This is a genomic window from Caballeronia sp. INML1, from assembly GCF_023631085.1.
In the GTDB taxonomy this organism is placed as follows: Bacteria; Pseudomonadota; Gammaproteobacteria; order Burkholderiales; family Burkholderiaceae; genus Caballeronia; species Caballeronia turbans.
The window spans coordinates 16099-43006 of the sequence record NZ_JALQDT010000043.1 but is presented as its reverse complement, the minus strand read 5'-3'; the positions used below and the strand labels follow the sequence as shown (position 1 = coordinate 43006).

Annotated in this window: 18 protein-coding genes, 1 tRNA gene and 2 riboswitches; of the genes, 13 read left to right on the top strand and 6 right to left on the bottom strand. The window is 64.6% G+C overall.

The window, feature by feature from the left end; genetic code table 11:
* The first annotated feature begins 462 nt into the window (after positions 1 to 462).
* Together putA and NCR38_RS13240 are read left to right on the top strand one after the other, a co-directional pair.
* Entirely contained in the window at positions 463 to 4404 is a 3942-nt protein-coding gene (gene putA / locus NCR38_RS13245; protein WP_061116579.1) for a trifunctional transcriptional regulator/proline dehydrogenase/L-glutamate gamma-semialdehyde dehydrogenase, read from the top strand.
* Positions 4405 to 4504: 100 nt separating this feature from the next.
* Positions 4505 to 5653, top strand: coding sequence for a branched-chain amino acid ABC transporter substrate-binding protein (locus NCR38_RS13240; protein ID WP_061116578.1), 1149 nt, complete (start codon positions 4505 to 4507; stop codon positions 5651 to 5653).
* A gap of 40 nt (positions 5654 to 5693) precedes the next feature.
* Here the strand turns inward: NCR38_RS13240 and NCR38_RS13235 are convergent, their stop codons facing one another.
* The 3 genes from NCR38_RS13235 to NCR38_RS13225 all read right to left on the bottom strand — a co-directional run bounded on the left by NCR38_RS13235 (position 5694) and on the right by NCR38_RS13225 (position 8284).
* Positions 5694 to 6230, bottom strand: a complete 537-nt coding sequence (locus NCR38_RS13235; protein WP_061116577.1) for a cytochrome b/b6 domain-containing protein — start codon at positions 6228 to 6230, stop codon at positions 5694 to 5696.
* Positions 6231 to 6235: 5 nt separating this feature from the next.
* Positions 6236 to 6499 (bottom strand): PepSY domain-containing protein, encoded by a 264-nt coding sequence (locus tag NCR38_RS13230; protein ID WP_044041758.1) that lies wholly within the window; start codon positions 6497 to 6499, stop codon positions 6236 to 6238.
* Positions 6500 to 6577: 78 nt separating this feature from the next.
* Positions 6578 to 8284 carry a thiamine pyrophosphate-binding protein gene (locus tag NCR38_RS13225; protein WP_250477223.1) on the bottom strand — a complete coding sequence of 569 codons (1707 nt, stop codon included), beginning with the start codon at positions 8282 to 8284 and terminating at the stop codon, positions 6578 to 6580.
* Between the two features lie 311 nt (positions 8285 to 8595).
* Between NCR38_RS13225 and flhF the strand changes: the two genes are divergently transcribed.
* The 3 genes from flhF to NCR38_RS13210 are packed head-to-tail and all read left to right on the top strand — an operon-like array spanning position 8596 to position 12064.
* Complete coding sequence (flhF, locus tag NCR38_RS13220; protein WP_061116575.1) at positions 8596 to 10404, top strand: flagellar biosynthesis protein FlhF; 1809 nt, start codon at positions 8596 to 8598, stop codon at positions 10402 to 10404.
* Positions 10397 to 11314, top strand: coding sequence for a hypothetical protein (locus NCR38_RS13215; RefSeq protein ID WP_061116574.1), 918 nt, complete (start codon positions 10397 to 10399; stop codon positions 11312 to 11314). The genes flhF and NCR38_RS13215 overlap by 8 nt, the downstream gene beginning before the upstream one ends.
* An 18-nt stretch (positions 11315 to 11332) precedes the next feature.
* Complete coding sequence (locus NCR38_RS13210; RefSeq protein WP_061116573.1) at positions 11333 to 12064, top strand: RNA polymerase sigma factor FliA; 732 nt, start codon at positions 11333 to 11335, stop codon at positions 12062 to 12064.
* 45 nt (positions 12065 to 12109) lie between these two features.
* On the opposite strand, the gene NCR38_RS13205 is transcribed toward NCR38_RS13210, so the two are convergent.
* Positions 12110 to 13204 carry a GGDEF domain-containing protein gene (locus NCR38_RS13205; RefSeq protein WP_250477222.1) on the bottom strand — a complete coding sequence of 365 codons (1095 nt, stop codon included), beginning with the start codon at positions 13202 to 13204 and terminating at the stop codon, positions 12110 to 12112.
* 191 nt (positions 13205 to 13395) lie between these two features.
* Here NCR38_RS13205 and NCR38_RS13200 point away from each other — a divergent pair, with 191 nt between their 5' ends.
* Positions 13396 to 14415 carry an aromatic ring-hydroxylating dioxygenase subunit alpha gene (locus NCR38_RS13200; RefSeq protein WP_250477221.1) on the top strand — a complete coding sequence of 340 codons (1020 nt, stop codon included), beginning with the start codon at positions 13396 to 13398 and terminating at the stop codon, positions 14413 to 14415.
* A gap of 70 nt (positions 14416 to 14485) precedes the next feature.
* Here NCR38_RS13200 and NCR38_RS13195 read toward each other — a convergent pair.
* Positions 14486 to 14561, bottom strand: a tRNA-Arg gene (locus tag NCR38_RS13195).
* A 304-nt stretch (positions 14562 to 14865) separates the two neighbouring features.
* Between NCR38_RS13195 and NCR38_RS13190 the strand changes: the two genes are divergently transcribed.
* Entirely contained in the window at positions 14866 to 15780 is a 915-nt protein-coding gene (locus tag NCR38_RS13190) for a cytochrome c5 family protein (protein ID WP_250477220.1), read from the top strand.
* Between the two features lie 73 nt (positions 15781 to 15853).
* Here the strand turns inward: NCR38_RS13190 and NCR38_RS13185 are convergent, their stop codons facing one another.
* Positions 15854 to 17941, bottom strand: a complete 2088-nt coding sequence (locus tag NCR38_RS13185; protein WP_250477219.1) for a UvrD-helicase domain-containing protein — start codon at positions 17939 to 17941, stop codon at positions 15854 to 15856.
* A gap of 145 nt (positions 17942 to 18086) precedes the next feature.
* On the opposite strand from NCR38_RS13185, the gene NCR38_RS13180 reads away from it, so the two are divergent.
* The 6 genes from NCR38_RS13180 (at position 18087) to NCR38_RS13155 (ending at position 26765) form a co-directional block, all read left to right on the top strand.
* The gene (locus NCR38_RS13180) at positions 18087 to 19133 is read left to right on the top strand and encodes an oxidoreductase (protein WP_250477218.1); all 1047 of its coding nucleotides are present in this window, start codon (positions 18087 to 18089) and stop codon (positions 19131 to 19133) included.
* Between the two features lie 82 nt (positions 19134 to 19215).
* Positions 19216 to 19318: riboswitch (glycine riboswitch) on the top strand.
* Between the two features lie 10 nt (positions 19319 to 19328).
* Positions 19329 to 19460, top strand: a riboswitch (glycine riboswitch).
* A gap of 116 nt (positions 19461 to 19576) precedes the next feature.
* Positions 19577 to 20701 carry a glycine cleavage system aminomethyltransferase GcvT gene (gene gcvT, locus NCR38_RS13175; RefSeq protein ID WP_250477217.1) on the top strand — a complete coding sequence of 375 codons (1125 nt, stop codon included), beginning with the start codon at positions 19577 to 19579 and terminating at the stop codon, positions 20699 to 20701.
* A 61-nt stretch (positions 20702 to 20762) separates the two neighbouring features.
* Positions 20763 to 21143 carry a glycine cleavage system protein GcvH gene (gcvH, locus tag NCR38_RS13170; protein WP_061116567.1) on the top strand — a complete coding sequence of 127 codons (381 nt, stop codon included), beginning with the start codon at positions 20763 to 20765 and terminating at the stop codon, positions 21141 to 21143.
* A 53-nt stretch (positions 21144 to 21196) separates the two neighbouring features.
* Positions 21197 to 24127, top strand: a complete 2931-nt coding sequence (gene gcvP / locus NCR38_RS13165) for an aminomethyl-transferring glycine dehydrogenase (protein WP_250477216.1) — start codon at positions 21197 to 21199, stop codon at positions 24125 to 24127.
* Positions 24128 to 24251: 124 nt separating this feature from the next.
* Entirely contained in the window at positions 24252 to 25355 is a 1104-nt protein-coding gene (locus tag NCR38_RS13160) for an alginate lyase family protein (RefSeq protein WP_061116565.1), read from the top strand.
* Positions 25356 to 25376: 21 nt separating this feature from the next.
* Positions 25377 to 26765 (top strand): L-serine ammonia-lyase, encoded by a 1389-nt coding sequence (locus NCR38_RS13155; RefSeq protein ID WP_061116564.1) that lies wholly within the window; start codon positions 25377 to 25379, stop codon positions 26763 to 26765.
* The last annotated feature ends 143 nt before the right edge of the window (positions 26766 to 26908 follow it).

Here is a 26908-nt window from a genome sequence, read left to right as displayed (position 1 = left end):
CGGCGCGGGAAACGTCGCCGGCTGCGCGGCCGCCCTGATCGGAAGCATCACCGGATCGATGCACATGCGGCGACGCGCCCCGCACGAACAGTACGACGCAGACTGCGAACATCGCCCAAACGCTGGCTACCACCACCCAAGTGCTCATGCTCGTTGCTCCCCGAGACCGCGGTGCCTTGATCGACCGCGAATGCCGCGCCGTGCTCGGCGCATTGCGTTTATATCGGCGGCGCTGGGGGATTTACTTAGGGGTTGTCCCAAAAATATCGGATTAGGGAAACTACTAGGCAACAACCGCCAGACACCGGCCGGCGGTGCATCGTCCAGAGCCTTGTGCCATAAGGGTTTCATTGTGGTGCAACCCTAGCGAAAATCTCGGTTGCACCTTTTAAATCAGCGGAGTACGATTCGCCAACTTTTTAGTCATGGCCGGGTTCTGCACGACCGGCAAACGAAGGAAATATGGCGAGCACAACCCTAGGCGTCAAAGTCGACGATCTGCTGCGTTCCCGGCTCAAAGACGCCGCGACGCGCCTCGAGCGCACTCCTCACTGGCTGATCAAGCAGGCGATCTTCGCGTATCTGGAGCGTATCGAGCACGGCCAGCTCCCGCCGGAGCTGTCGGGTGCGAACGGTGCGTCCGAAATGGCCGATGCCGCACCCGTCGACGGCGACGAAGAAGGCGCGCCGCATCCCTTCCTCGACTTTGCGCAGAACGTGCAGCCGCAATCCGTGCTGCGCGCGGCGATCACGGCCGCGTATCGCAGGCCGGAGCCGGAGTGCGTGCCGTTTCTGATCGGCCAGGCGCGCCTGCCCGCGAACGTCGCTGCCGAAACGGAAAAGCTCGCGACGAAGCTCGTCGAAGCGCTGAGGGCGAAAAGCTCGGGCGGCGGCGTGGAAGGGCTGATCCACGAGTTCTCGCTGTCGAGCCAGGAAGGCGTCGCGCTGATGTGTCTCGCCGAAGCGCTCCTGCGTATTCCCGACCGCGCCACGCGCGACGCGCTGATTCGCGACAAGATCAGCAAGGGCGACTGGAGATCGCACATGGGCCAGGCGCCGTCGCTGTTCGTGAACGCGGCGACGTGGGGCTTGATGATCACCGGCAAGCTCGTGACGACGAACAGCGAAGCAGGCCTGTCCTCCGCGCTGACGCGTCTCATCGGCAAGGGCGGCGAGCCGCTGATCCGCAAGGGCGTCGACATGGCGATGCGCCTGATGGGCGAACAGTTCGTCACCGGCGAGACCATTTCCGAAGCGCTCGCGAACAGCCGCAAGTACGAGGCGCGCGGTTTCCGCTATTCCTACGACATGCTCGGCGAAGCCGCGACGACCGAGGAAGACGCGCAACGCTACTACGCGTCCTACGAGCAGGCGATTCACGCGATCGGCAAGGCTGCGGGCGGGCGCGGCATCTACGAAGGCCCGGGAATTTCGATCAAGCTGTCCGCGCTGCATCCGCGCTACTCGCGCGCGCAGCAGGAACGCACGATGAACGAGCTGCTTCCGCGCGTGCGGTCGCTCGCGCAACTGGCGCGGCGTTACGACATTGGTTTGAACATCGACGCCGAAGAAGCCGATCGCCTCGAAATCTCGCTCGATCTGCTCGAAGCGCTGTGCTTCGATCCTGAACTGGCCGGCTGGAACGGTATCGGTTTCGTGGTGCAGGGGTATCAGAAGCGCTGCCCGTTCGTGATCGACTATCTGATCGATCTCGCGCGCCGCAGCCGTCATCGCTTGATGATTCGCCTCGTCAAAGGCGCGTACTGGGATACGGAAATCAAGCGCGCGCAAGTCGATGGCCTCGAAGGCTATCCGGTCTACACGCGCAAGATCTACACGGACATCTCGTATCTCGCGTGCGCGAAGAAGCTGCTCGGTGCGCCGGATGCCGTTTATCCGCAATTCGCGACGCACAACGCGTTCACGCTGTCGGCGATCTATCACCTCGCGGGACAGAACTACTATCCCGGCCAGTACGAGTTCCAGTGCCTGCACGGCATGGGCGAGCCGCTCTACGAAGAAGTCACCGGCCGCGACAAGCTCAACCGCCCGTGCCGCGTGTATGCGCCGGTCGGCACGCACGAGACGCTGCTCGCGTATCTCGTGCGGCGTTTGCTGGAAAACGGCGCGAACACGTCGTTCGTGAACCGCATCGCCGATGAATCCATTCCGGTGAAGGAACTCGTGCGCGATCCGATCGACGAAGCGCAGCAGATCACGCCGCTCGGCGCGCCGCACGCGAAGATTCCGCTGCCGCGTCAGTTGTACGGCAACGAGCGCTTCAACTCGATGGGCCTCGATCTCTCGAACGAGCATCGTCTGGCGTCGCTGTCGTCGGCGTTGCTGGCGAGCGCGCATCATCCGTGGCGCGCGGAACCGATGCTCGAAGGCGGCACCATCATCGAGAACGGCATGCCGGCGCGCGACGTGCGCAATCCGTCGGATCTGCGCGATCTCGTCGGCACGGTCGTGGAGGCATCGCCGGAACAGGTGAGCGCCGCGATCGCCAACGCGGTGGCCGCCGCGCCGATCTGGCAGGCCACCCCCGTCGAAGATCGCGCCGATTGCCTCGCGCGCGCCGCGGACCTGCTCGAAGCGCAGATGCACACGCTGATGGGCCTCGTCGTGCGCGAAGCGGGCAAGTCCTTGCCGAACGCCATCGCCGAGATTCGCGAGGCCATCGATTTCCTGCGTTACTACGCGTCGCAAATTCGCGCCGAGTTCTCGAACGATACGCATCGTCCGCTCGGTCCGGTTGTGTGTATCAGCCCGTGGAACTTCCCGCTCGCGATCTTCATGGGCCAGGTCGCCGCCGCGCTCGCGGCCGGCAATCCGGTGCTCGCGAAGCCCGCCGAGCAAACGCCGCTGATCGCCGCGCAAGCCGTGCGCATCCTGCGCGAAGCGGGCGTGCCCGCCGGCGCGGTGCAACTGCTGCCGGGCAATGGCGAAACGGTCGGCGCGGCGCTGGTAGCCGACCCGCGCACGCGCGCCGTCATGTTCACCGGCTCGACGGAAGTCGCGCGCCTCATCAACAAGACGCTGTCCGAGCGCCTCGACCCGGACGGCCGTCCGATTCCGCTGATCGCCGAAACCGGCGGCCAGAATGCGATGATCGTCGATTCGTCGGCGCTCGCGGAGCAGGTGGTCGCGGACGTGCTGCAGTCGTCGTTCGACTCGGCCGGGCAGCGCTGCTCCGCACTGCGCGTGCTGTGCCTGCAGGACGATGTCGCCGATCGCACGCTCGAAATGCTGACGGGCGCGATGAATCAGCTTGCGGTCGGCAATCCGGATCGCCTGTCGACGGACGTCGGTCCCGTGATCGACGCCGACGCGAAGAGCGGCATCGACGCGCACATCGCCGGCATGCGCGACAAGGGCCGCAACGTCACGCAGCTGCCACTGCCCGACAACTGCGCGCAGGGCACGTTCGTGCCGCCGACGCTCATCGAACTGGACAGCATCGACGAACTGAAACGCGAAGTGTTCGGCCCGGTGCTGCATGTGGTGCGTTACCGCCGTTCGAACCTTGATAAACTCCTCGACCAAATTCGCTCGACGGGTTATGGCCTCACGCTCGGCATCCATACGCGTATCGACGAAACCATCGCGCATGTGATCGCGCGGGCGCATGTGGGCAACATCTATGTGAACCGGAACGTGATCGGCGCGGTGGTCGGCGTTCAGCCGTTCGGCGGCGAAGGTCTGTCGGGCACGGGCCCGAAGGCGGGCGGCGCGCTGTACTTGCAGCGCCTGCTGGCGAAGCGTCCGACCGGTCTGCCGAAGTCGCTCGCGAGCACGCTCGTCGTCGATCAGGCTGCATCGAAGGACACGCCCGCCGCGGCGCTCACCGCGTTGCGCGACTGGGCGATCGGCGAACGCGATCCGCAGACGGCCGCACGCTGCGACGGCTATCTGCAACACGTGATGGCTGGCGCGACGGCGGTTCTGAACGGCCCGACGGGCGAGCGCAACACCTACACGCTCGGCGCGCGCGGCACGGTGCTGTGCGTGGCCGCGACGGCGAGTGGCGCGCGCGCGCAACTGGCCGCCGCGCTCGCGACGGGCAACAAGGCGTTGTTCTCGGGCTCGGCGGGTGAGCAACTGGTGGCGTCGCTGCCGGCATCGCTCAAGCCGTTCGCTTTCGTGAAGAAGGCGGGCGATGCCGCCGCCGACTTCGACGCCGTTTTGTTCGAAGGCGACAGCGATGAATTGCTGGCGCTCGTGAAAGAAGTCGCGAAGCGCCCGGGACCGATCGTATCGGTGCAGGGCGTGGCTGCGGGAGCGTTCGCCGACGCTGGCCACGACGGCGAGGACTACGCGCTCGAACGTCTGCTGACGGAACGCTCGGTGAGCGTGAACACGGCGGCGGCGGGCGGTAATGCGAATTTGATGACGATCGGTTGAGACACCCCTCGAGCGCTCGATTCAAACGAATTCAAACAAGCGGCAGCAGGCACGGCGATCCCGGCACAGGCTGCCATCCACACTGGAACCAGGAGAAGCTATGAAGCACACGATGACCAAGCTGGCAGCAGCCATGACGCTCGCCGGCCTGTCGTTCGCGGGGACCGCATTTGCGCAGCAAGCCGAGGACGTGAAGGTCGGTTACGCCGGACCGCTGACCGGCGCGCAGGCGCACTACGGCAAGGACATGCAGAACGGCATCACGCTCGCTGTCGAAGATTTCAACGCCACGAAGCCGGTGATCGGCGGCAAGCCGGTTCGCATCGTGCTGAACTCGGCCGACGATCAGGCCGACCCGCGCACCGGTACGACCGTCGCACAGCGCCTCGTCGACGACGGCATCAAGGGCATGCTCGGCCACTTCAATTCGGGCACGACGATCCCGGCGTCGCGCATCTACGCGAACGCGGGCATCCCCGAAATCGCGATGGCGACGGCGCCCGAGTACACGACGCAAGGCTTCAAGACGGCCTTCCGCATGATGACCTCCGACACGCAGCAAGGCTCGGTCGCGGGCGAGTTCGCGGTGAAGAACCTGAAGGTCAAGAAGATCGCGATCGTCGATGACCGCACGGCTTATGGCCAGGGTCTCGCCGACCAGTTCGAGAAGGCGGCGAAGGCGGCCGGTGGCACGATCGTCGACCGTGAATTCACGAACGACAAGGCTGTCGACTTCAAGGCGATTCTGACCAAGATCAAGTCGATGAACCCGGACCTCGTGTACTACGGCGGCGCGGATTCGCAAGCCGGCCCGATGGTCAAGCAGATGAAGACGCTCGGCTTCCGCGCACCGCTGATGGCGGGCGAAATGGTGAAGACCGACACGTTCGTCAAGATCGCGGGTGACGCGGCCGAGGGCACGGTGGCATCGCTCGCCGGCCTGCCGATGAACGAAATGCCGGGCGGCGCCGAATACGAAGCGAAGTACAAGAAGCGCTTCAACGAAGACGTGCAGACCTACTCGCCGTACGCCTACGACGGCGCGATGGCGATGTTCAACGCGATGAAGGCGGCCAACTCGACGGACCCGGCGAAGTACCTGCCGTTCCTCGCGAAGACCGACATGCAGGGCGTGACGGCGAAGCACCTCTCGTACGACTCGAAGGGCGACCTGAAGAACGGCGGTATTACGCTGTACAAGGTCGTTGGCGGGAAGTGGACGACGTTGCAGAGCGTGGGCGGGAAGTAAGCGCTCGCGGTCGAGCCAGAAGAAAGCCTCGTGATTCAGGTCACGAGGCTTTTTTGTTTTCCGCGCCGCGCTTATCCCCCGTCACCATCGCTCGGACAAGATTCTCCCGCGTCCACACGCTCATCAGCACCGCGGCCGCGACATGCACGCAAACGCAGACCTCGATCGCAACGGACAGCCACGCATGAACCTCCTGCGGCCAGTCCTCGCCCCAGAACGCATCGAGCCTCATGATCCAGCCGGACACCGCGAGCGCCAGGATGAGCAACCAGAGAAAGAGCGCCATCAACCCGCCGAGCGGATTGTGTGAAACATGGCGCACCGGCTGGCCCTTCGCAAGCGATTGCAGATAGTCGAAGAGATGCGAACGCGTCGGCCACCACGCTGAAAATCGCGCGTGACGCGATCCGATGAAACCCCACACGATGCGCGCGACAACGAGCCCGGCCGCGACATATCCGAGCATGCGATGCGTGGAATCCGTCGGCCCGAACAGATTCCACAAGACGATGCCCGCGACGGCCCAATGCGTGAGCCGCACCCACGCGTCCCAGACTCGCACGCGTGCCACGGACATGACGCTTACTCGACTTCCGACTTCACGACAGCCAGCGTCTTCGTGTCGTAATAAATCTCGACTTTCTTGCCGTTCTTGTCGTGGCCGTAAATCTCGTAGCAGTTGCCATCGACCTTGAATTTGCGAATCTTGTAGCCTTGCGCTTCGAGTTGCGCCTTGGCATCCGATTCCTTCATCCATTCGCTTTTCGGATGCGCGGTGCAATCAGCCTTCGCGAAGGCCGCGCCCGAAAAGCCCAATGCCAATGACAACGCCAGAATCTTAAGCATCGCTAACTCCCAGTGTTTTTGAACTGGCTACTCTACTGCCACCGGGAGTGCGCTGCAAGAAGATTGAAAGTTTGTCTCTTACCGCTGTCCATGCTGGCGAATTTGTTCGAGTGTCGCGCCCGGCGTGCTCTGTTCTTGCGGAATGCGGATCTCGATCACCGCGGGCAAGCCGGAATTTCGCGCGCGTTCGAATGCCGGCATGAACTGGTCCGTCGTTTCGACGAGTTCCCCATGCGCGCCGAACGCGCGCGCATACGCGGCGAAGTCCGGATTCGTGAGCCCCGTCCCATGCACGCGATTCGGATAATGCCGCTCCTGATGCATGCGGATCGTTCCGTACTGCGCGTTGTTCACGACGATGAAAATCACCGGCAATTCATATTGCATGGCTGTGGCGATTTCATGACTCGACATCATGAAGCAGCCGTCGCCTGCGAACGCGATCACCGTGCGTTCCGGATACAGCGACTTCGCGGCGATCGCGGCGGGCACACCGTAACCCATCGCCCCGCTCGTCGGCGCGCACTGCGACCGGAAATGCCGATATGAATAGTGCCGATGCAGCCACGTCGCGTAATTTCCCGCGCCGTTCGTGAGGATCGAATCGGCGGGAATCGTTTCGGCGAGCTGGCGCATGATTTCGCCGAGCTGGACATCGCCAAGCATCGGGCGCGGCTTGCGCCATTCGAGATACGCGGCGTGCGCGGCTTCGGCCTCGCCATGCCACGCGATGTTCGCGGGCGGCGTCAGCGCCGCGAGCATCGACGCGATTTCCGGCATGCCCGAGACGATCGGAAGATCGGCGCTGTAGACGCGCCCGAGTTCCTCCGCGCCCTGATGCACGTGAATGAGCGTCTGCTTCGTCTTCGGGATGTCGAGCAGTGTGTAGCCGCCCGTCGTCGATTCGCCCATGCGCGGGCCGAGCACGAAGAGCACGTCGGCATCGCGCACGCGCGCGGCGAGTGCCGGATTGATGCCGAGGCCGACATCGCCGGCATAGTTCGGATGCTCGTTCGAGAGCGTGTCCTGATAGCGGAATGCGCAGCCCACCGGCAACTGCCATTGCTCGACGAAGCGTGCGAAGTCCTGCGTCGCCTCGAGCGTCCAGCCGCTGCCGCCCGCGATCACGAACGGCTTCTTCGCGTGGGCAAGCAACTCGCGCAACCGCTCGATTTGCGCCGCCGACGGCGATGCCGCCACGCGCTGATAACGCGGCGCCGGCGGCGCGGCTGCGACCGTTTCCGTCAGCATGTCTTCCGGCAGCGCGAGCACGACCGGCCCCGGACGGCCCGACGTCGCGGTGTGGAACGCGTGGCTCATGTATTCCGGCACGCGGCGCGGATCGTCGATCTGCGCGACCCATTTCGCCATCTGCCCGAACATCCGGCGATAGTCGATTTCCTGAAACGCCTCGCGGTCCATGTGTTCCCGCGCGCATTGGCCAATGAGCAGGATCATCGGCGTCGAATCCTGAAACGCGGTGTGCACGCCGATCGACGCGTGCGTCGCGCCCGGCCCGCGCGTGACGATCGCGACGCCCGGCTTGCCCGTCAGCTTGCCGACCGCCTCGGCCATGTTCGCCGCGCCCGCCTCGTGGCGGCAGACGATCGTCTGAATGTGCGAGGTCTCGTCGTGCAGGGAATCGAGCACGGCGAGAAAGCTCTCGCCGGGCACGCAGAACACGCGCTCGACGCCGTGATGCACGAGCGCATCGACGACGAGACGCGCGCCGGTGGTTTGACTTTCGGGAAAAACGGACTGCGCGGAGGGGACAGCGGACGCCATGCGAAGAAGTCTCCTGTGAGTGTCCGGACGCTCGTACAGGCGAGCCGGACGGTGAGCGAACTGCCCTAAAGCTTACGCCGTCGGGCGAGCGTTCGGACAGAAGCAAAGCGGAATCTTTTTCCGGCGCGCGCAACCTTCGCGCGCCCGGCGCCGCATTTCCATCAGCCGAAATACCCCTTTTTCTCACCCTTTATCCAGCGATGGACGAAGGGTGAAGTTCGCAATAATGGCCTCACTGAAAAGCGGACACGGCAATGAGCCAAGTGGGTCCGCTTGCTAAAGATCGCAGTTACACCTCATCGGGGGCAAGTTTGAATATTCGTAAATTCATTGGCGCGAACAGCCGCGACGCATTGCGCCAGGTTCGTGAAGCGCTCGGCCCCGATGCCGTGGTGTTGTCGAATCGAACGCTGGATGACGGCTCCGTCGAGATCGTCGGCGTCGCGGACAGCGATATCGCGTCGATCTCGCCGGCCGCGAAGGAACAGGCAGTGCGTTCGACGAGCACGCCGCGCGCCGCTCTGGCGGCTGCGGCGGCCGCGATGCCGGCAAAACAATCCGCCGCGAATCCCTACGCGAGCGGCGACGTGTTCTCGTCGGTCTTCGGCGCGAACACCGACGCCGACGATGAAGACGAGTTCGCGCACGAACACGACGCGACGTCCGGCGAAGAAGCGCCGCGCACGATGGCCGAATCGAACCCGTGGCTGATCGAGCACGCGAAGCGCATCGCGCAGCAGGCGACGATGCCGTCGAACCGTCCGCTCACGGCGTCCGCCGCGATCGCACGCGGCATGGGCGTGCCGGTGCCGGTCGCCGCGCATGAGACGCGCGCCGACAAGATGCCGGAAGCCGGCAAGTACGCGATTCGCCAGCAAGCGCAGGCGCAGGCTCAAACGAGCCGCGTCGAGGCCGCCGGTCAGACGCGCGCTCAATCGAAGGTCGAAACGCCTGACTGGGCACGCGAGGCCGCGCAGGTCGCCGCACGCCGTGCCGCGCAGAAGATCAACGCGAGCGCGCCGCACGCCGACGCACCGGCGGCAAGCACCGCGACGGCCGCGCCCGAAGGCGCCTTCGAAGGTCTGCCGGCGAACGCGGCGGCCGTCGTGACCGAAGCGATCCGCGCGCGCATGGAGCAAGTCGTCAACGAAACGGTGATGAACGAGCTTTCGTCGATGCGCACGATGATGGAAGAGCAGTTCTCCGGTCTGTTGTGGGGCGAGCGCCAGCGCCGCAACCCGACCGGGGGCCTGCTGACCAAGCGTCTTTTCGCCGCCGGTTTTTCCGCGCAGCTCGTCCGCATGATGGTGGAGAACATGCCGGAAATGGAAAACGTGGAAGGCGCGCTCGAATGGGTGCAGCAGGTGCTCGAATCGAATATCCCGGTGATGGATAGCGAAGACGCGCTGATGGAGCGCGGCGGCGTGTTCGCGCTGATGGGCCCGACGGGCGTCGGCAAGACGACGACCACGGCGAAGCTCGCGGCGCGCTGCGTGATGCGCTTCGGCGCGAGCAAGGTCGCGCTGCTCACGACCGACAGCTACCGGATCGGCGCGCACGAGCAGTTGCGCATCTTCGGCAAGATCCTCGGCGTGTCGGTGCACGCGGTGAAGGACGCCGCCGACCTGCAGCTCGCGCTTTCCGAGCTGCGCAACAAACATATCGTGCTGATCGACACGATCGGCATGAGCCAGCGCGACCGCATGGTCTCGGACCAGATCGCGATGCTGTGCGGCGCGGGCCATCCGGTGCAGCGCATCCTGCTGCTCAACGCGACGAGCCACGGCGACACGCTCAACGAAGTCGTGCAGGCATACAAGAGCGCGGCGGATCAGCCGCCGCTCGCGGGCTGCATCCTGACCAAGCTCGACGAAGCGACGAATCTCGGCGGCGTGCTCGATACCGTCATCCGCTACAAGCTGCCGGTGCATTACGTGTCGACCGGCCAGAAGGTACCGGAGAACCTGTACGTCGCGACCAAGCGTTTCCTCATCAAGAGCGCGTTCTGCATTCCGCGCGACGGCTCGCCGTTCGTGCCGCAGGACGAAGAAGTGCCGGCGCTGCTCTCCGCACTGTCCGCGCGCGCCACGACCGAACTGCATGAGGTGCACTTTGGATAAGTTCGTGCTCGACCAGGCGGAAGGTCTGCGACGGCTGCTCACGCGCGCCGGTTCGCGCGTGGTGGCGGTGGCGGGCGGGCCGGCGGGCATCGGATGCACGTCGGCGGTGGTGAATCTCGGCGCGGCGCTGTCCGTGCACGGCAAGGATGTGCTCGTCATCGACGAGCATCGGGGCGCGGGCTCGGCGAGCCGCATGCTGGGCCTCTCCGATGCAGGCGCGCTCGCCGCTGTGATGTCGGGCCGCCGCGCGCTCGCCGATGTCGTCGAGCGCACGCCGTTCGGCTTCTCGCAGATCGCCGCGCCGCGCGACGAGCGCATCAGTCACGACGCCGCGCAGTGCCGCGCATTGCTCGATGGTCCGGCGGACATCGTTCTCATCGACGCGCAACTGGACCGTCACGGCGCACTGTCGACGCTCGCGGCGCAGGCGCATGACTTTCTCATCGTGACGCGGGTGGCTGCGTCGGCGATCACCGAGGCGTATGCGTGCATGAAGCGCCTGCACTACGCCCATGCGATCGGCCAGTTCCGCGTGCTCATCAATCACGTGCAGAACCCGGCCGACGCGGCGGTCGCGTTCGACAACCTGTCGGGCGTCGCGAGCCGGTATCTGGCCGTGTCGCTCGTGCAGGCAGGGTATGTGTCCGAGGATGCGCGCGTCGCTCGGGCGAAGGAGCTTTCACGCTGCGCAGTCGAAGCGTTCCCGGCTACGGCCGCGGCGCGCGACTACCGCGCGATTGCGGCGGAGCTCCTGCACTGGCCGATGCGCCCCGCGCCGTACATGCGCGCGGCGAACGGTCAGCCAGACGCGCGAATTCCGGTTGGCGACTCTGAACAGGGCGGGCGGGAGGCGGCGCATCGTGTGGCCGCGCTTCACGACTTTGCAATGACCAGCACGGCGTCGATGTGATCAAGATAGGTGACCAAGATGTATAACGCCCAAGGCAAACTCTCACAGTCGGACGTCCTGACGAAATATGCGCCGCTCGTTCGCCGACTGGGGCTTCAGCTCGTCGCCAAGATGCCGGCGAGCGTCGATCTCGACGATCTCATCCAGGCCGGCATGATCGGACTCATGGACGCGGCGAGCCGCTACAAGGAAGATCAGGGCGCGCAATTCGAAACCTACGCGAGCCAGCGCATTCGCGGCGCGATGCTCGACGAGCTGCGCGCGAACGACTGGCTGCCGCGCAGCATGCGCAAGACGTCGCGCGAAGTGGAATCGGCGGTGCACAAGGTCGAGCAGAACCTCGGCCGCTCCGCAAGCGAGACGGAGATCGCCGAGCACATGAACATGCCGCTCGACGAATATCAGTCGATGCTCCAGGATCTGCACGGCAGCCAGCTGATCTACTACGAAGACTTCGACCGCTCCGCCGACGACGAGCCGTTCCTCGACCGCTATTGCGTCGATCGCTCGGACCCGCTTTCGGCGCTGCTCGACGACAGCCTGCGCGGTGCGTTGATCGAAGCGATCGACAAGCTGCCCGAGCGCGAGAAGCTGCTGATGAGCCTCTACTACGAACGCGGTCTGAACCTGCGCGAAATCGGCGCGGTGATGGAAGTCAGCGAATCGCGTGTGTGCCAGTTGCACAGCCAGGCGGTCGCGCGTCTGCGCACGAAGCTGCGCGAGCAGGCGTGGACGAGCGTCGAGGCGTGATCCGGCCTTGAGCCGGGGTGCCCGCCTGCATGCGGGCACGTCGATTCAATTCGCTTCGAAGTCGCGCGTTTCGGCGAAGACGGTTTTCCCTTCGCCGAGACTTTTTGCGCGATACATCGCACGGTCGGCGGCGCGCAGCACGGCGGTGATGCCGGATTGTTGCGCGGCCGTCGCGCTGGAAAGCAGACACGCGCCGATGCTCGCCGATACCGACACCGGCCGCTCCTGCACCGAGGTCATCGCGCCGAGCACCGAGTGAATGCTGTCGGCCACCGACAGCACCGCCGCGCGATCGCGTACCTGATGCGCGAGCACGACGAACTCGTCGCCGCCCAGACGCGCGATCGTGTCCGTCTTGCGCATGCGCTTCGCGAGCGATTGCGCGAAGGCTTGCAGCAGCATGTCGCCGACGGCGTGACCGTAGGTATCGTTCACTTCCTTGAAGCCGTCGAGGTCGATGAGGAGGAGCGCGGCGGCGTGGTCGCCATCGGCATCGCGCGTGCTCATCGCGCGATCGACGACCCGCTCGAGCGCGTATCGGTTGGACAGACCGGTGAGCGGATCGGTCGATGCCTGACGTGCGAGATCGCGATTCGCGTTGCCGAGCCGATCGACGAGCACGCTCAAATACACCGATGCGCCCAGCACGCTCAAGCCCAGCCCGATCGCGGCGGGAAGATTGGCGCGCCACCACGGCTGCCAGATACCGAGCGCGATCACGATGATGAGCGCCGTCGCGCACGACACGGCGAGCGTGCGCTTGCCGTATCGGCATCCCGAGCCGATCAGAAACCAGAACATCACCCAGATGAGCGGTAGCGCGATCGCACCGCCCGCCGCGAGCGCGAGCCCGAGCAGGGTTTGATCGGCGATGGTCGTGACGGTGAGACGCTTCTCCGAAGGCGAACTCATGCGGCTCACGATCAGGAGCGTCACCGCGCCGTAAGACACATAGAGCGCGACGAGGCGTGCAACCAGCAGTGCATCGTATGAAGGGCGTAGCCAGGCGAAGACGCCGTAGGCCAGAAGAACCGCCGCTCCCATCCAGACCCGCAGCGTGGCCTGCTCGCGTTCGGGATTCCGGTGTTCGGACCATGCGAAGGCATAAGTCCGGCGTGCCGGTTGATGCGCCTGCTCCATACTGAACCCCTGGATGGTGATTTCTTTCTTTTATCTTGCTGTCATGTACTGCGGCCCCGTCGCGTGGCATCGGCTGGATGGAGTGGCATCGAATTGCGCCGAGCGAGCGATCCGCTATTTTGCAACGTTTTGTGAAGACGCTGTGTTTCGTGTAATAACGGCTTTCGGACTTCTATTTCTGATTCACTGTGATGCGCGACGAATCTCTTTCTCTGGCTGGCGAATGGCTGCCGGTTTGCAATAGCGAAGACGTTCCCGAAGGCGCTGCGCGCGGGTTCGTCGTCGCCGATGAGCGGATCGTCGTGTGGCGTGACAGTGTCGGCGCGGCGCATGTGTGGCGCGATTACTGTCCGCATCGGGGCGCGCAGTTGTCGCTCGGACATGTGATGCGCGATCAGATCGTGTGCCCTTATCACGGCTGGCGTTACGACATCGAAGGGCAGTGTCTGCACATTCCGTCGAATCCGTCGCTGCGTCCTTCGAAGCGTGCCTGCGCGACGACCTTCGTCAGCGAGGAGAAGTACGGCGTCGTGTGGATGTGCTTGAGCGAACCGGCTTACGCGCTCGATTTCTTTCCCGAAGCCGCGATTCCCGGGGGGCGGCGCATCAATCTCGCGCCGCAGACTGTGAGGTCGTCGGCGCCGCGCGTCGTCGAGAATTTTCTCGATATGGCGCACTTTTCGTTCGTGCATGTGGGGATTCTGGGCGAAGAGACGCATACGGAAGTGCCGGACTATGAAGTCGTGCAGACTTCCGATGGCGGACTCGAAGCGCGGCAGTGTCGATACTGGCAGCCCGCGGGGATTCCGGGGCAGGGCGGCGGCGCGATGATCGACTATGTGTATCGCGTCAAGCGGCCGTTGATCGCGAGTCTCACGAAGATGGCATCGGGCGGGCAGGGCGCGCTGCATATCATGCTGGCGGCGTCGCCGGTGACGCAGACGGAGACGCGCGCGTGGCTCGTGTCGATTCATGAGGACGACACGACGCATTCCGATCAGGCGCTCTACGACTTCAATATGGAGATCCTGATGCAGGACACGCCGATCGTCGAGTCGCAATGGCCTCGGCGTCTGCCGCTCGATCTCGATGCGGAGCTGCATCAGCGGTGTGATCGGATGGCGGTGGCGTATCGGAGGTGGTTGGCGGGGATGGGGTTTGGGTGGGGGACGATGGTGGGCGAATCGGGAGCGTTTTCCGGCGAGCGCTAGTTCAGCCGGGCCGGCGGAATCGCGGACAGAAACAACCAACGAACGACAACCGGATCGAGGGGGAATTCATTGGCGCGCCCGGCTGGGATCGAACCAGCAACCCCTGCCTTCGGAGGGCAGTACTCTATCCATTGAGCTACGGGCGCATCGGAGAAAGGCCTTGCGTGAGGGAGCGCCCGAAAACAAAAGGCGCCTACAAGGCCCATGCGAATCCGAGAGAATACCTGTTTTCCATGACTTCGTCCATCGCACGGGCCTGGACGCATCGCGCGAAGCATCACACGATTCGGGTAAACGCCCGCACCGCCGCCCCGGCCACCTCGCGCCGACAGTTAAGCGTTCCGTCTATAATCGACCGTGCCTTTCCCCAAGGCCCGCGCAAGCGCAATGCGGTAGCTGTCACGCTGTCACTGAACCGACTCACACCAAAAAACGGGAGACGAGACAAGCATGAGCGAAGCACCCCACGGAGCCCCGATCAAGACACCCGGCCAACTCATCGCCGCGGTCATCGCGGGATTCGGCATCCCGGTCGCCATCATCATTCTGCTCGCGGTGTATGTGAACAACTCGACGCGTACCGGCGCGGGCACGGACATCGAGCAGTCGGTGAAGGAGCGCATCGCGCCCGCCGCGCAGGTCGATATCCGCGATGCCAACGCACCGCGCGTCTACAAGACCGGCGAAGAAGTTTTCAAGGCCGTCTGCTCGGCCTGTCACGCAGCGGGCACCGCTGGCGCACCGAAGTTCGGCGATGCCGGCGCGTGGGCCCCGCGCATCGGCGAAGGCTACGACACGCTCCTGCACAACGCGCTCAACGGCAAGGGCGCGATGCCCGCACGCGGCGGCGCCAGCCCCGACGATTACAGCGACTTCGAAATTGCGCGCGCGGTTGTCTATATGGCGAACGGCAGCGGCGGCAAACTGGCCGAACCGGCGCAACCCGCGTCGGGCCCAGCGGCGAGCGCGGGCGCATCAGGTGCGGCAGCGGCTTCGGGCGCGGCGGCTCCGGCGGGAGCGAGCGCGAATGAGAACGCGCAGGCGGCGGCAGCCGTCGCGGCGCTGGCATCGGTGCCGCAGGCTGCATCGGCTGCGCCGGCGGCCGGCGGTCAAAGCGCGGATGCCGCGCAGGCCGGCAAGGCACTCTACGAGCAAGTCTGCCAGGCGTGTCACGCGGCCGGCGTGCTCAACGCGCCGAAGTTCGGCGACAAGGCCGCATGGGCGCCGCGCCTGAAGGAGCCGATGGACACCGTCTATAACTACGCGCTGCACGGCAAAGGCGCGATGCCGCCGAAGGGCGGATCGAACGCGCCGGATGCGGACGTGAAGGCGGCCGTCGATTACATGGTGAACGCGGCGAAGTAACCTTCTCGAGTGCAATGAGAAAAACCCTGCGTCTTGCGGCGCAGGGTTTTTTGTTTGGAGCACGAAGAAGGCATCAAGGTTTCTGCAGCATCGCCTTGAGCATCGCCATACGATCCTTCGGCGACAGCGGCTTTTCCTCGGCGGTCGGTGGCGGCGCATCGTCGAGCAGCATCTCGGGGATGAAGCGCGAGGGCTCGCACACCACCGTCTCCCGCGCGCGCTTTCTCTTCTTGCACCAGTTCAGATGCAGACTGCGCTGCGCGCGCGTGATCGCGACATACATCAGCCGGCGCTCTTCCTCGATGCGCGAATCGTCGACGGGCGCGTCGTCGTCCGAGCTGCCGCGATGCGGCATGATCCCTTCTTCGACGCCCACCAGAAACACGTGCGGATACTCCAGTCCCTTCGACGCATGCACCGTCGACAACCGCACCGCATCCGGATCTTCCTCCTTGCCTTCGAGCATCGACATCAGCGCGACGGTCTGGATCAGGCCGAGCAGGTTCTTGCCTTCATCGGCGAACCCGTCGGCGGTGTCGTAGCCTGTCTGCTCCGTTCCCGGCGCGGCTTCGGGCTTCGTGCCCTTGCGCTTGAGCCATTCGAGAAACTCGAGCACGTTCTGCCATTTCGACTGCGCCTGGCGCTCGTCGTACGCATCGTAGAGATACGACTCGTAGTGGATGGCTTCCATCATGTCGTCGAGCACTTCGGTCGCGGGATCGCGTGCCGCGCGGTCCGACAGCCGGCGAATCCATTCGCAGAAGGTGCGTAGCGGCTCGACCTGCCGCGCAGACAGACGCGCCTCGATGCCGCCCATGAACACCGCCTCGAAGAGCGACACCTTCGCCGCGCCCGCGAACGCGCCGAGCGCTTCGAGCGTGGTATTGCCGACGCCTCGCCGCGGAGTCGTGATCGCGCGAATGAACGCGGGATCGTCGTCGGGATTGGCGATCAGGCGCAGATACGCGATGAGATCCTTGATCTCCGCCTTGTCGAAAAACGACTGCCCGCCCGACAGCACATAAGGAATGCGCTCGCGCCGCAGCACTTGCTCGAAGATGCGCGCCTGAAAATTGCCGCGATAAAGAATCGCGTAGTCGCGGAACTGCGTGCGCCGCTCGAACTTGTGCGCCGATAGCCGGAACACGACGGATTCCGCCTCGTGCTCCTCGTCGTTGCAGCCGGTGACGGTGATCGTGTCGCCCATGCCGTGCTCGGACCACAGTTTCTTTTCGAACAGCTTCGGATTGTTCGCGATGACATTGTTCGCCGCCGTCAGGATGCGCACCGTCGAGCGATAGTTCTGCTCCAGCTTGACGACGTGCAGCTTCGCAAAATCCTTGCCGAGCTGCGCGAGGTTTTCGAGCGTTGCGCCGCGCCAGCCGTAGATGGCCTGATCGTCGTCGCCGACCGCCGTGAACGCCGCGCGCGGGCCGGCGAGCTGCTTCAGCAATTCGTACTGACAGGCGTTGGTGTCCTGATACTCGTCGATCAGCAGATAACGCAGGCGGTTCTGCCACTTGTCGCGCACCTGCTCGTTCTCGGCGAAAAGCTGCGCGGGACGCAGGATCAGATCGTCGAAATCGAGCGCCTGATACGCGTGCAGCGTCGCCGCATAGCTGCGATACACGATCGCTGCCTGGTGCTCGTCGTCGTTGCTCGCGAGCACGGACGCCTGATCCGGCGACACCATCGCGTTCTTCCACAGCGAGATGATCGACTGGATCTTGCGGATCAGCCCCTTGTCGGTCGTGCCGAGTTGTTCCTGGACCATGCCGAAACAGTCGTCCGAATCCATGATCGAGAACTGCGGCTTCAGCCCGACGTGCTCCGCTTCCTGCCGCATGATCTGCACGCCGAGCGAGTGGAAGGTGCAGATCGTCAATTGATTGACGGGAATCTTGCGGCCTTCCTTGCCGGGCGTCGTGAGCGTCTTGCCTTCGAGCAGCTTCGCGGTGCGCTCGCGCATTTCGAGCGCGGCCTTGTTCGTGAACGTGAGCGCGGCGATGTGCTTCGGCTCGAAGCCGCGTCCTTCGATCAGATGCGCGATCTTCTGTGTGATCACGCGCGTCTTGCCGCTGCCCGCGCCGGCGAGCACGAGACAGGGACCATCGAGATAGCGCACGGCTTCGCTTTGCGCGGCGTTGAGACCAGCGGACATCGTATTGGGCTTCTGGAGTTCGGGGCGCGCTTGCTGAAACCCGCGCGCGGAGGAGAGCGCGATGTTAACACGATAGCGGCGGCGCGGTTCCGGCCCTCGTTCGTGCCACAATATCCGATCGAATTTACGACAGGACGATGCCCGCATGAGCACAGCACTGAAAGTCGGCGTGATGGGCTACGGCCTCGCCGGCGCGACATTTCACGCACCCGTCATCGAGCACTGCGGCCGGGCGGAAGTGACGGCCATCGCGACGAGCCAGGCCGAACGCGCGACGGCGGATTATCCGAACGCGCGGATCGTCGCGGACTTCGAGGCGCTGCTCGCCGTCGACGGGCTCGAATGTGTCGTCGTGGCGACGCCGAACGACACGCACTTCGATCTCGCGCATCGCGCGTTGTCGGCGGGCAAGCATGTGGTCGTCGACAAGCCGGTCACGCTTTCCGCGCGCGACGCACGCACGCTCGCCGATCTCGCCGCGCAAGGCGGTCTCGTGTTCGCGCCGTTTCACAACCGCCGCTGGGACGGCGACTTCATGACGGTGCGCGCGCTCGTCGAAAGCGGGCGGCTCGGGCGCATCACGCATTACGAATCGCATTTCGACCGTTTTCGCCCGAAAGTGCCGCAGCGCTGGCGCGAGGAAGCCGAGCGCGGCGGCGGCCTGCTGTTCGATCTGGGGCCGCATCTGATCGATCAGGCGCTGACGCTCTTCGGCGCGCCGCAGACGGTGACGGCGTTCGTGAAGGCGCATCGCGATCACGCGCACGCGCCGGATTACGTGCATCTCGTGCTCGGTTACGACGACAAGGAAGTGATCCTGCACGCCAGCGCGCTCGCGGCGCTGGAACCGCCACGTTTCGCGATCCACGGCACGCGGGGCAGCTATGTGAAAAACGGGCTCGATACGCAGGAAGACCAGTTGCGTTCCGGCATGCGGCCCGGCAATCCGGAGTTTGCGAAGAATCCGCCGGGCGTGCTGCGCGAAGTCGATGGCGATCTCGACCTGCGCCATGAATTCGCCACGAAGGACGGCGCGTATATCGAGTTTTATCGCGCGCTGGCGGCGTCGATTCAGGACGGCAAGCCGTTTCCCATTTCGCCGCAGGACGCGGTCGATACGATGACGATCATCGAACTGGCGATTCAGAGTGACCGGGAAGGGCGGCGCGTGCCGTTTCGGCAACTCGACTGAACATCGTTCAGCGGACGTGTTCGGTGTCCATCGAACGCGCCCGAATCCGTTTGACAAGCCCTATTCGGTCGCGTAAATTCTGCCGCACGCGTCGGGAGAGCGCGTGGTTTCGTTCATGCAGCGAAGACCGCGCCGCCGAAGGGGCATACCCGCAAACTCTCAGGCAAAAGGACCGACGGCGTCGAGGAATTCGTTTCCTCGCACTCTGGAGAGCGGCAGCGGCTTCCTCATGAAGCCAGTTGCCCACCGAAGGGGCGCGCGATGAACCGCAGCACGACCGTGCACGGTTCGCGCAATCTCTCAGGTACCGAGGACAGAGGGGTCACGCATCGCATCCGCTACGGGGCATGAGCCTTGCGCGCTGCTTTCGGCAGCACGAAAAGGCATCGGCCGGGCGAAATGTGCGCGGCGTGGCCTTTTTTGTTTCGCGAACCGAGGCCCCGATGACCGAACTTCAACACACGCCCCTGCACGCCGCCCACCTCGCGCTGAACGCGCGCATGGTCGATTTCGGCGGCTGGGACATGCCCGTCAACTACGGTTCGCAGATCGACGAGCATCGCGCCGTGCGCACCGACGCCGGCATGTTCGACGTGTCGCATATGCGCGTCGTCGATTTCGAGGGCGACGCCGTCCGCGAATTCTTCAGGTACGCCATCGCCAATAACGTCGACAAGCTCACGACGCCCGGCCGTGCGCTCTACTCGTGCCTGCTCAACGGCAACGGCGGCGTGATCGACGATCTGATCGTCTACTACTTTTCCGAAACGAGTTTCCGCGTGGTCGTGAACGCGGGGACGGCGGAAAAGGACATCGCCTGGTTCGGCCAGTTGAATGCCGAAGGCGAATTCAATCTTTCCATCACGCCGCGCCGCGATCTCGCGATCATCGCCGTTCAGGGCCCGACCGCGCGCGAAAAGACCTGGCAAGTGCTGCCGGACACGCGCGCGCAAACTCAGGACATCAAGCCATTCAACGCGGCCGTTTTCCCGTCGACGCAATATGGCGAGCTGATGCTCGCGCGCACCGGCTATACCGGCGAGGACGGCTTCGAGATCGTCGTTCCGGCGACACAAGTCGAAGCGTTGTGGAACGCGCTCGCCGCCGTGGGCGTGAAGCCCGCCGGCCTCGGTGCGCGCGACACGCTGCGTCTCGAAGCCGGCATGAACCTGTACGGTCAGGACATGGACGAGACGGTTTCGCCGCTCGACGCCGGCCTCGCATGGACCGTCGATCTGAAAACGCAGCGCGATTTCGTTGGCCGCAGCGCGCTCGAGGCGCACGGCTCCAAGGCCAATTTCGTCGGGCTCGTGCTGATCAAGGAAAACGGCAAGGCGGGCGGCGTGCTGCGCGCCCATCAGAAAGTCGTCACGCCGCACGGCGACGGCGAGATCACGAGCGGCACCTTTTCGCCGTCGATGCAGGAATCCATCGCCTTCGCGCGCGTGCCGGCGGCTGTCGCCGTCGGAGACACGGTGCAGGTCGTCATCCGCGACAAGCAACTTCCGGCGCGCGTGGTAAAACTTCCGTTCGTGCGCAACGGCAAGGTTCTCGTCGAGCTGTCGTAACGCCGTCGCGCCCGTTTCCTCGAATCAAGAACCTCACGAAAGCACACGCAAGGAGCATCCAATGAGCATCCCGGCCGATCTGAAATACACCGAATCGCACGAATGGGTCCGCACCGAATCCGATGGCACGCTGACCGTCGGCATCACCGATCACGCGCAGGAAGCGCTCGGTGACATCGTCTTCGTCGAGTTGCCCGCGGCGGGCAAGACCGTGACCGCGGGCGATGCGATCGCCGTCATCGAATCGGTGAAAGCGGCATCGGACATCTACGCGCCGGTCTCGGGCGAAATCGTCGCATCGAACGACGCGCTCACGTCGGCGCCCGATCAGGTGAACGGCGCGCCGTACGAAAGCTGGCTCTTCAAGATCAAGCCGGCGGGCGACGCCGGCCTGGACAAGCTGCTCGACGCCGAAGGCTACGGCAAGTCGATCGGCGAATAACTCATCTCAATGACGATTGCGGCTCAACGGTGAGCCGCATCGCAGGAACTCACATGAAGCTCGAACACCCGGATCGCCTGATGAACCGCACTTCCCTGTCACTCGCCGCGCTCGAATGCCACGACGCATTCGTCGAGCGGCACATCGGCCCCGATGAAGCGGACCAGCGCGCGATGCTCGAAGCGCTCGGTTTCGCGTCGCGCGCGGCCTTCATCGACGCGGTGATTCCTGAATCGATCCGCCGCAACGAAACGCTGCCGCTCGGTGCGTTCACGCAGCCGAAGAGCGAAGCGGAAGCGCTCGCGTCGCTGCGCCGGCTGGCGGACGAGAATCTGGTGTTTCGAACCTACATCGGCCAGGGTTACTACGGCACGCACACGCCGGCGGTGATCCTGCGCAACGTGCTCGAAAATCCGGCGTGGTACACGGCTTACACGCCGTATCAGCCGGAGATTTCGCAAGGCCGTCTGGAGGCGCTGCTCAATTTCCAGCAGATGGTGATGGACCTGACCGGCCTCGCGATGGCGAACGCCTCGCTGCTCGACGAAGCCACGGCCGCAGCCGAAGCGATGACGCTCCTGCAGCGCGTCGGCAAGCCGAAATCGAACGTGTTCTACGTCGCCGATGACGTGCTGCCGCAGACCATCGAAGTGGTGAAGACGCGCGCGAAGCCCGCGGGCATCGAAGTGAAGGTCGGCCCGGCCGCGGATGCTGCGAGCGCGAACGCGTTCGGCGTGCTGCTGCAATACCCCGGCGCGAATGGCGATGTGCGCGACTATCGCGCGCTCGCGGAAGCAATCCACGCGGCGGGCGGCCATGTCGTCGCGGCGGCGGATCTGCTCGCGCTGACGCTCATCACGCCGCCGGGCGAATGGGGCGCGGATGTCGCAATCGGCAATACGCAGCGTTTCGGCGTGCCGGTCGGCTTCGGCGGGCCGCATGCGGCGTACATGGCCGTGCGCGACGAATTCAAGCGCCAGATGCCCGGGCGTCTCGTCGGCGTGACCGTCGATGCGCAAGGCAATTCCGCGCTGCGCCTCGCGCTGCAAACGCGTGAACAGCACATTCGCCGCGAAAAGGCGACGTCGAACGTCTGCACGGCGCAAGCGCTGCTCGCGATCATGGCCAGCATGTATGCCGTCTATCATGGCCCGCGCGGCCTGAAGACGATCGCGTTGCGCGTGAACCGCGTGGCGTCCATTTTTGCGGCCGGCGTGAAGAAGCTCGGCTATGCAATCGCCAACGACACGTTCTTCGACACGATCACGATCGACAGCGGCGCGAGCACGACCGCGCTGCATCAGGCTGCGTACGCCGCGCATATCAACCTGCGCCACGTGAGCGCGACGCAAGTCGGCGTATCGCTCGATGAAACCACCACGCGCGACGACCTGCTCAAGCTCTTCGCGCTGTTCGCCGAAGTCGCGGGCAAGACCGAAACGTTCGATATCGACGCGCTCGATCAGGCCGCAGCCGATCCGCTGCCGGCGCAACTGCATCGCACGAGCGCGTACCTCACGCATCCGGTCTTCAATCGCCACCACTCCGAACACGAAATGCTGCGCTATCTGCGCAGCCTCGCCGACAAGGATCTCGCGCTCGACCGCACGATGATCCCGCTCGGCTCCTGCACGATGAAGCTCAACGCGACATCCGAAATGCTGCCCGTCACGTGGCCCGAGTTCGCGCAGATTCACCCGTTTGCGCCCGCCGAGCAAACGGTCGGCTATCGCACGATGATCGATCAGCTCGAACAGATGCTCGTCGCGTGCACGGGTTACGCGGCTGTTTCGCTGCAGCCGAACGCCGGCTCACAAGGCGAATACGCGGGGCTGCTCATCATCCACGCGTATCACGAATCGCGCGGCGAAGGGCATCGCAATGTGTGCCTGATTCCGGCGTCCGCGCACGGCACGAATCCGGCGTCGGCGCAGATGGCGGGCATGCAGGTCGTCGTCGTTGCGTGCGATTCGAACGGCAACGTCGATATCGAAGATCTGAAGGCGAAGGCCGAAAAGCATTCCGCGAATCTCGCGGCGATCATGATCACGTATCCGTCGACGCACGGCGTATTCGAGCGCAACGTCCGCGAGATTTGCGACATCGTGCATTCGCACGGCGGCCAGGTGTATGTCGACGGCGCGAACATGAACGCCATGGTCGGCCTGTGCGCGCCTGGCCAGTTCGGCGGCGACGTGTCGCACCTGAACCTGCACAAGACGTTCTGCATTCCGCACGGCGGCGGCGGGCCGGGTGTCGGTCCGGTTGCAGTCGGCGCGCATCTGGCGAAGTTCCTGCCGAATCAGGCATCCACGGGTTACAAGCGCGACGACGCGGGCATCGGCGCGGTGTCGTCGGCGCCTTACGGCTCGGCCGCGATCCTGCCGATCTCGTGGATGTACATCGCGATGATGGGCGCGCAAGGTCTCACTGCCGCCACCGAAAGCGCGATCCTCGCGGCGAACTATGTCGCCAAGCGTCTCGCGCCGCACTATCCGGTGCTGTACAGCGGCGCGGGCGGACTCGTTGCGCACGAGTGCATTCTCGACGTTCGGCCGATCAAGGAATCGAGCGGCATCTCGGTGGAAGACGTGGCGAAGCGCCTGATCGACTACGGCTTCCACGCGCCGACGATGAGCTTCCCCGTGCCCGGCACGCTCATGGTCGAGCCGACGGAATCGGAATCGAAGGAAGAGCTCGACCGCTTCATCGACGCGATGATCGCGATCCGCGAGGAAATCCGTGCGGTGGAAGAAGGCCGCGCCGATCGCGAGGACAACGTGCTGAAGAACGCGCCGCACACGGCGACGGTCGTCGCGGCGGATGACTGGACGCACACGTACACGCGCGAGGCGGCGGCGTATCCGGTGAAGTCGCTGGTGGCGCGCAAGTACTGGTCGCCGGTCGGACGCGCGGATAACGCGTATGGCGACCGCAATCTGATGTGCTCGTGCGTGCCCGTATCGGAGTACGCGGACGACTAAGGCATCGCGAAGGACCTGAGAGGGCGCCGCCCGGAAGCGTAAAGCATTGTCGGGCGGTTTTGCGGCGCGTTCCAGAACAGCTAACATCTCACCCCGGACCAAAAAGCCAAACCAGGGAGTTCACATGGCGTTCAAGGTGCGAGAGGTGAAAGGGACGATCCGCGCGCGCGCGGCGCGAGCGATGCTCGGCGCGCTGCTCGTCGCCGCGTCGTCCGCGCAGGCCGCGATGAATTTCTGCGCCGCGCCCGCGATGCAGACGAGCGAACGCACCAATGCCGATCCCGGTGTGAAGGCGCTGGTGAAGATGGTGCAATCGCACGTGAACGATCAGCCGAAGGCGCGCGCGAAGCTGCACACCGAAGGCACGCTGCCGCACGAGGGCATCTACGACGAAAGCGTCGAAGCGGAGAAAGACCTCGGCCTCATGCGCGATGCCGCACTCGCGTGGCGCGCGACCGGCGACGAGCGCTATCTGCGGCTCGTCGACCGCTTCCTGTTCGCGTGGACGACGACCTATCAGCCGAGCTTCAATCCAATCGACGAGACGAACTTCGAATCGTTGATCCTGGCGTACGACCTCACGGCGAGCGCCCTGCCGGTCAAGACGCGCAACGCGGCGAACGCGTTCATCACGAAAATGGTGAACGGCTACATCGCCGACATGGACAAGCAGCCCCGGCCGCTCACCGGCAATTACCGGAACAACTGGCAGAGCCATCGCGTGAAGCTGGTGGCGATGGGCGCGTTCACCATCGACGACCGCAAGCTCATCAATGCGGCGCAGCGGCTTTTCGTCGAGCATATCGGCGACAACATCGCGCCGGACGGATCGACGGTCGATTTCGCCGAACGCGATGCGCTTCGCTACGTGACGTACGATCTTCAGCCGCTCGTGACGGCGGCGCTCGCCGCGCGGCGGCACAACCGCAACTGGCTGCCGGAGCGCGCGCAGTCGGGCGCGACGCTCGCCGAGGCGCTCAACTGGCTCACGCCCTACGCGCTCGGCACGAAGACGCACGATGAATTCGTGAAGTCGTCCGTGCCGTTCGACGCCAAGCGTCGCGAGGCGGGCTTGCCGGGTTTCTCGGGTCAGTGGGATCCGAAGAACGCGGCGGAACTCTTTCATCTGGCGGCGCGGCTTGACGGCCGCTACGCGCCGGTCGCGCTGCGGCTTGCACCGACCCCGCCCGCCTGGCTCGCGGTGTGTCTGCCGCTGCCGGCGCGCTAACTCTTACACGCGGGAGCAGTCATGGCAGTCAGCGTATTCGACCTCTTCAAAGTCGGCATCGGACCTTCGAGCTCGCACACTGTCGGACCGATGCGCGCAGCATTAATGTTCGCGCAGGGGCTCGAGCGCGACGGGCTGCTGGAACCGACCGCATCGGTGAAATGCGAGTTGTACGGCTCGCTCGGCGCGACGGGCAAGGGCCACGGCACGGACCGCGGCGTGATGCTCGGCCTGATGGGGGATGCGCCCGATACCGTCGATGCTTCGAGCATCGTTCCGCGACTCGAAGCGGTGCGTGCGTCGAAGACGCTCGCGTTGCTCAACAAGCGCAAGATTCCGTTCACGATCAAGGAAAACATCGCGTTCTATCGGCAGGCGCTGCCGGAGCATCCGAACGGCATGAAGCTCTACGCGTTCGATGCGGACGGCGCGTTGCTGCGCGAAGCGACGTACCTGTCGGTGGGCGGCGGATTCGTCGTGACGGCAGGCGCGGCGAACACGGCGGTGCTGACGGCGCACGAGCAGTTGCCGTATCCGTTCCATACCGGCGACGAGCTGATGAAGATGTGCGCTGAATCGGGCAAGTCGATCGCGCAGTTGATGTGGGAAAACGAGCGCGTCTGGCGAAGCGAGGACGAGATTCGCACGGGCCTTTTGCGCATCTGGGACGTGATGCAGGATTGCGTCGCGCGCGGCTGCGGTATCGGCAATCCGGATGCGGAAGGGCACTTGCCGGGACCGTTTCAGGTGAAGCGGCGCGCGCCGCAGTTGTACAAGGCGCTGGCGGGCAAACCGGAGCAGGCCTTGCGCGATCCGCTTTCAATGATCGACTGGATCAATCTCTACGCGATCGCGGTGAATGAAGAGAACGCGATCGGCGGACGCGTCGTCACGGCGCCGACCAACGGCGCGGCGGGGATCATTCCGGCGGTGCTGCATTACTACGACCGGTTCGTGCCGGGGTCGAACACGCAGGGCGTCATCGATTTTCTGCTGACGGCGGCCGCGATCGGCATTCTGTACAAGATGAATGCTTCCATCTCCGGCGCGGAAGTGGGATGTCAGGGGGAAGTCGGCGTCGCCTGTTCGATGGCGGCGGGGGCGTTGGCCGCGGTGCAAGGTGGAACACCGGCGCAGGTGGAGAACGCAGCCGAAATCGGCATGGAGCATAACCTCGGGCTGACTTGCGATCCGGTCGGCGGGATGGTGCAGATTCCGTGCATCGAGCGCAATGCGATGGGTTCCGTGAAAGCCGTCAACGCCGCGCGCATGGCGATGCGCGGGGACGGGTCGCATTACGTTTCGCTCGATTCGGTCATCAAGACGATGCGGGAAACCGGCGCGGATATGAAGACCAAATACAAGGAAACTTCGCGCGGTGGGTTGGCGGTGAATATTGTGGAGTGTTGAGTTAGCTCGCTGCCTCGACTCAGCTTTCTCTGACGCAGTTTGAAATATTCGTTAAACGAAGGATTGCGTGCCGGCGGTTGCGGTTAGCATCGGTTCCGAAGGGGGAATTGATCGGCCGCTCACGTCCTGAATCGCGCACAGCG

Coding starts and splice junctions, on each gene's coding strand:
- NCR38_RS13190 (WP_250477220.1), top strand. CDS start 14,866: ATGAGCGAAGCACCCCACGGAGCCCCGATCAAGACACCCGGCCAACTC.
- NCR38_RS13230 (WP_044041758.1), bottom strand. CDS start 6,499: ATGCTTAAGATTCTGGCGTTGTCATTGGCATTGGGCTTTTCGGGCGCG.
- NCR38_RS13155 (WP_061116564.1), top strand. CDS start 25,377: ATGGCAGTCAGCGTATTCGACCTCTTCAAAGTCGGCATCGGACCTTCG.
- NCR38_RS13225 (WP_250477223.1), bottom strand. CDS start 8,284: ATGGCGTCCGCTGTCCCCTCCGCGCAGTCCGTTTTTCCCGAAAGTCAA.
- NCR38_RS13235 (WP_061116577.1), bottom strand. CDS start 6,230: ATGTCCGTGGCACGCGTGCGAGTCTGGGACGCGTGGGTGCGGCTCACG.
- gcvH (WP_061116567.1), top strand. CDS start 20,763: ATGAGCATCCCGGCCGATCTGAAATACACCGAATCGCACGAATGGGTC.
- gcvP (WP_250477216.1), top strand. CDS start 21,197: ATGAAGCTCGAACACCCGGATCGCCTGATGAACCGCACTTCCCTGTCA.
- NCR38_RS13205 (WP_250477222.1), bottom strand. CDS start 13,204: ATGGAGCAGGCGCATCAACCGGCACGCCGGACTTATGCCTTCGCATGG.
- NCR38_RS13185 (WP_250477219.1), bottom strand. CDS start 17,941: ATGTCCGCTGGTCTCAACGCCGCGCAAAGCGAAGCCGTGCGCTATCTC.
- NCR38_RS13180 (WP_250477218.1), top strand. CDS start 18,087: ATGAGCACAGCACTGAAAGTCGGCGTGATGGGCTACGGCCTCGCCGGC.
- putA (WP_061116579.1), top strand. CDS start 463: ATGGCGAGCACAACCCTAGGCGTCAAAGTCGACGATCTGCTGCGTTCC.
- NCR38_RS13210 (WP_061116573.1), top strand. CDS start 11,333: ATGTATAACGCCCAAGGCAAACTCTCACAGTCGGACGTCCTGACGAAA.
- NCR38_RS13160 (WP_061116565.1), top strand. CDS start 24,252: ATGGCGTTCAAGGTGCGAGAGGTGAAAGGGACGATCCGCGCGCGCGCG.
- NCR38_RS13200 (WP_250477221.1), top strand. CDS start 13,396: ATGCGCGACGAATCTCTTTCTCTGGCTGGCGAATGGCTGCCGGTTTGC.
- gcvT (WP_250477217.1), top strand. CDS start 19,577: ATGACCGAACTTCAACACACGCCCCTGCACGCCGCCCACCTCGCGCTG.
- NCR38_RS13240 (WP_061116578.1), top strand. CDS start 4,505: ATGAAGCACACGATGACCAAGCTGGCAGCAGCCATGACGCTCGCCGGC.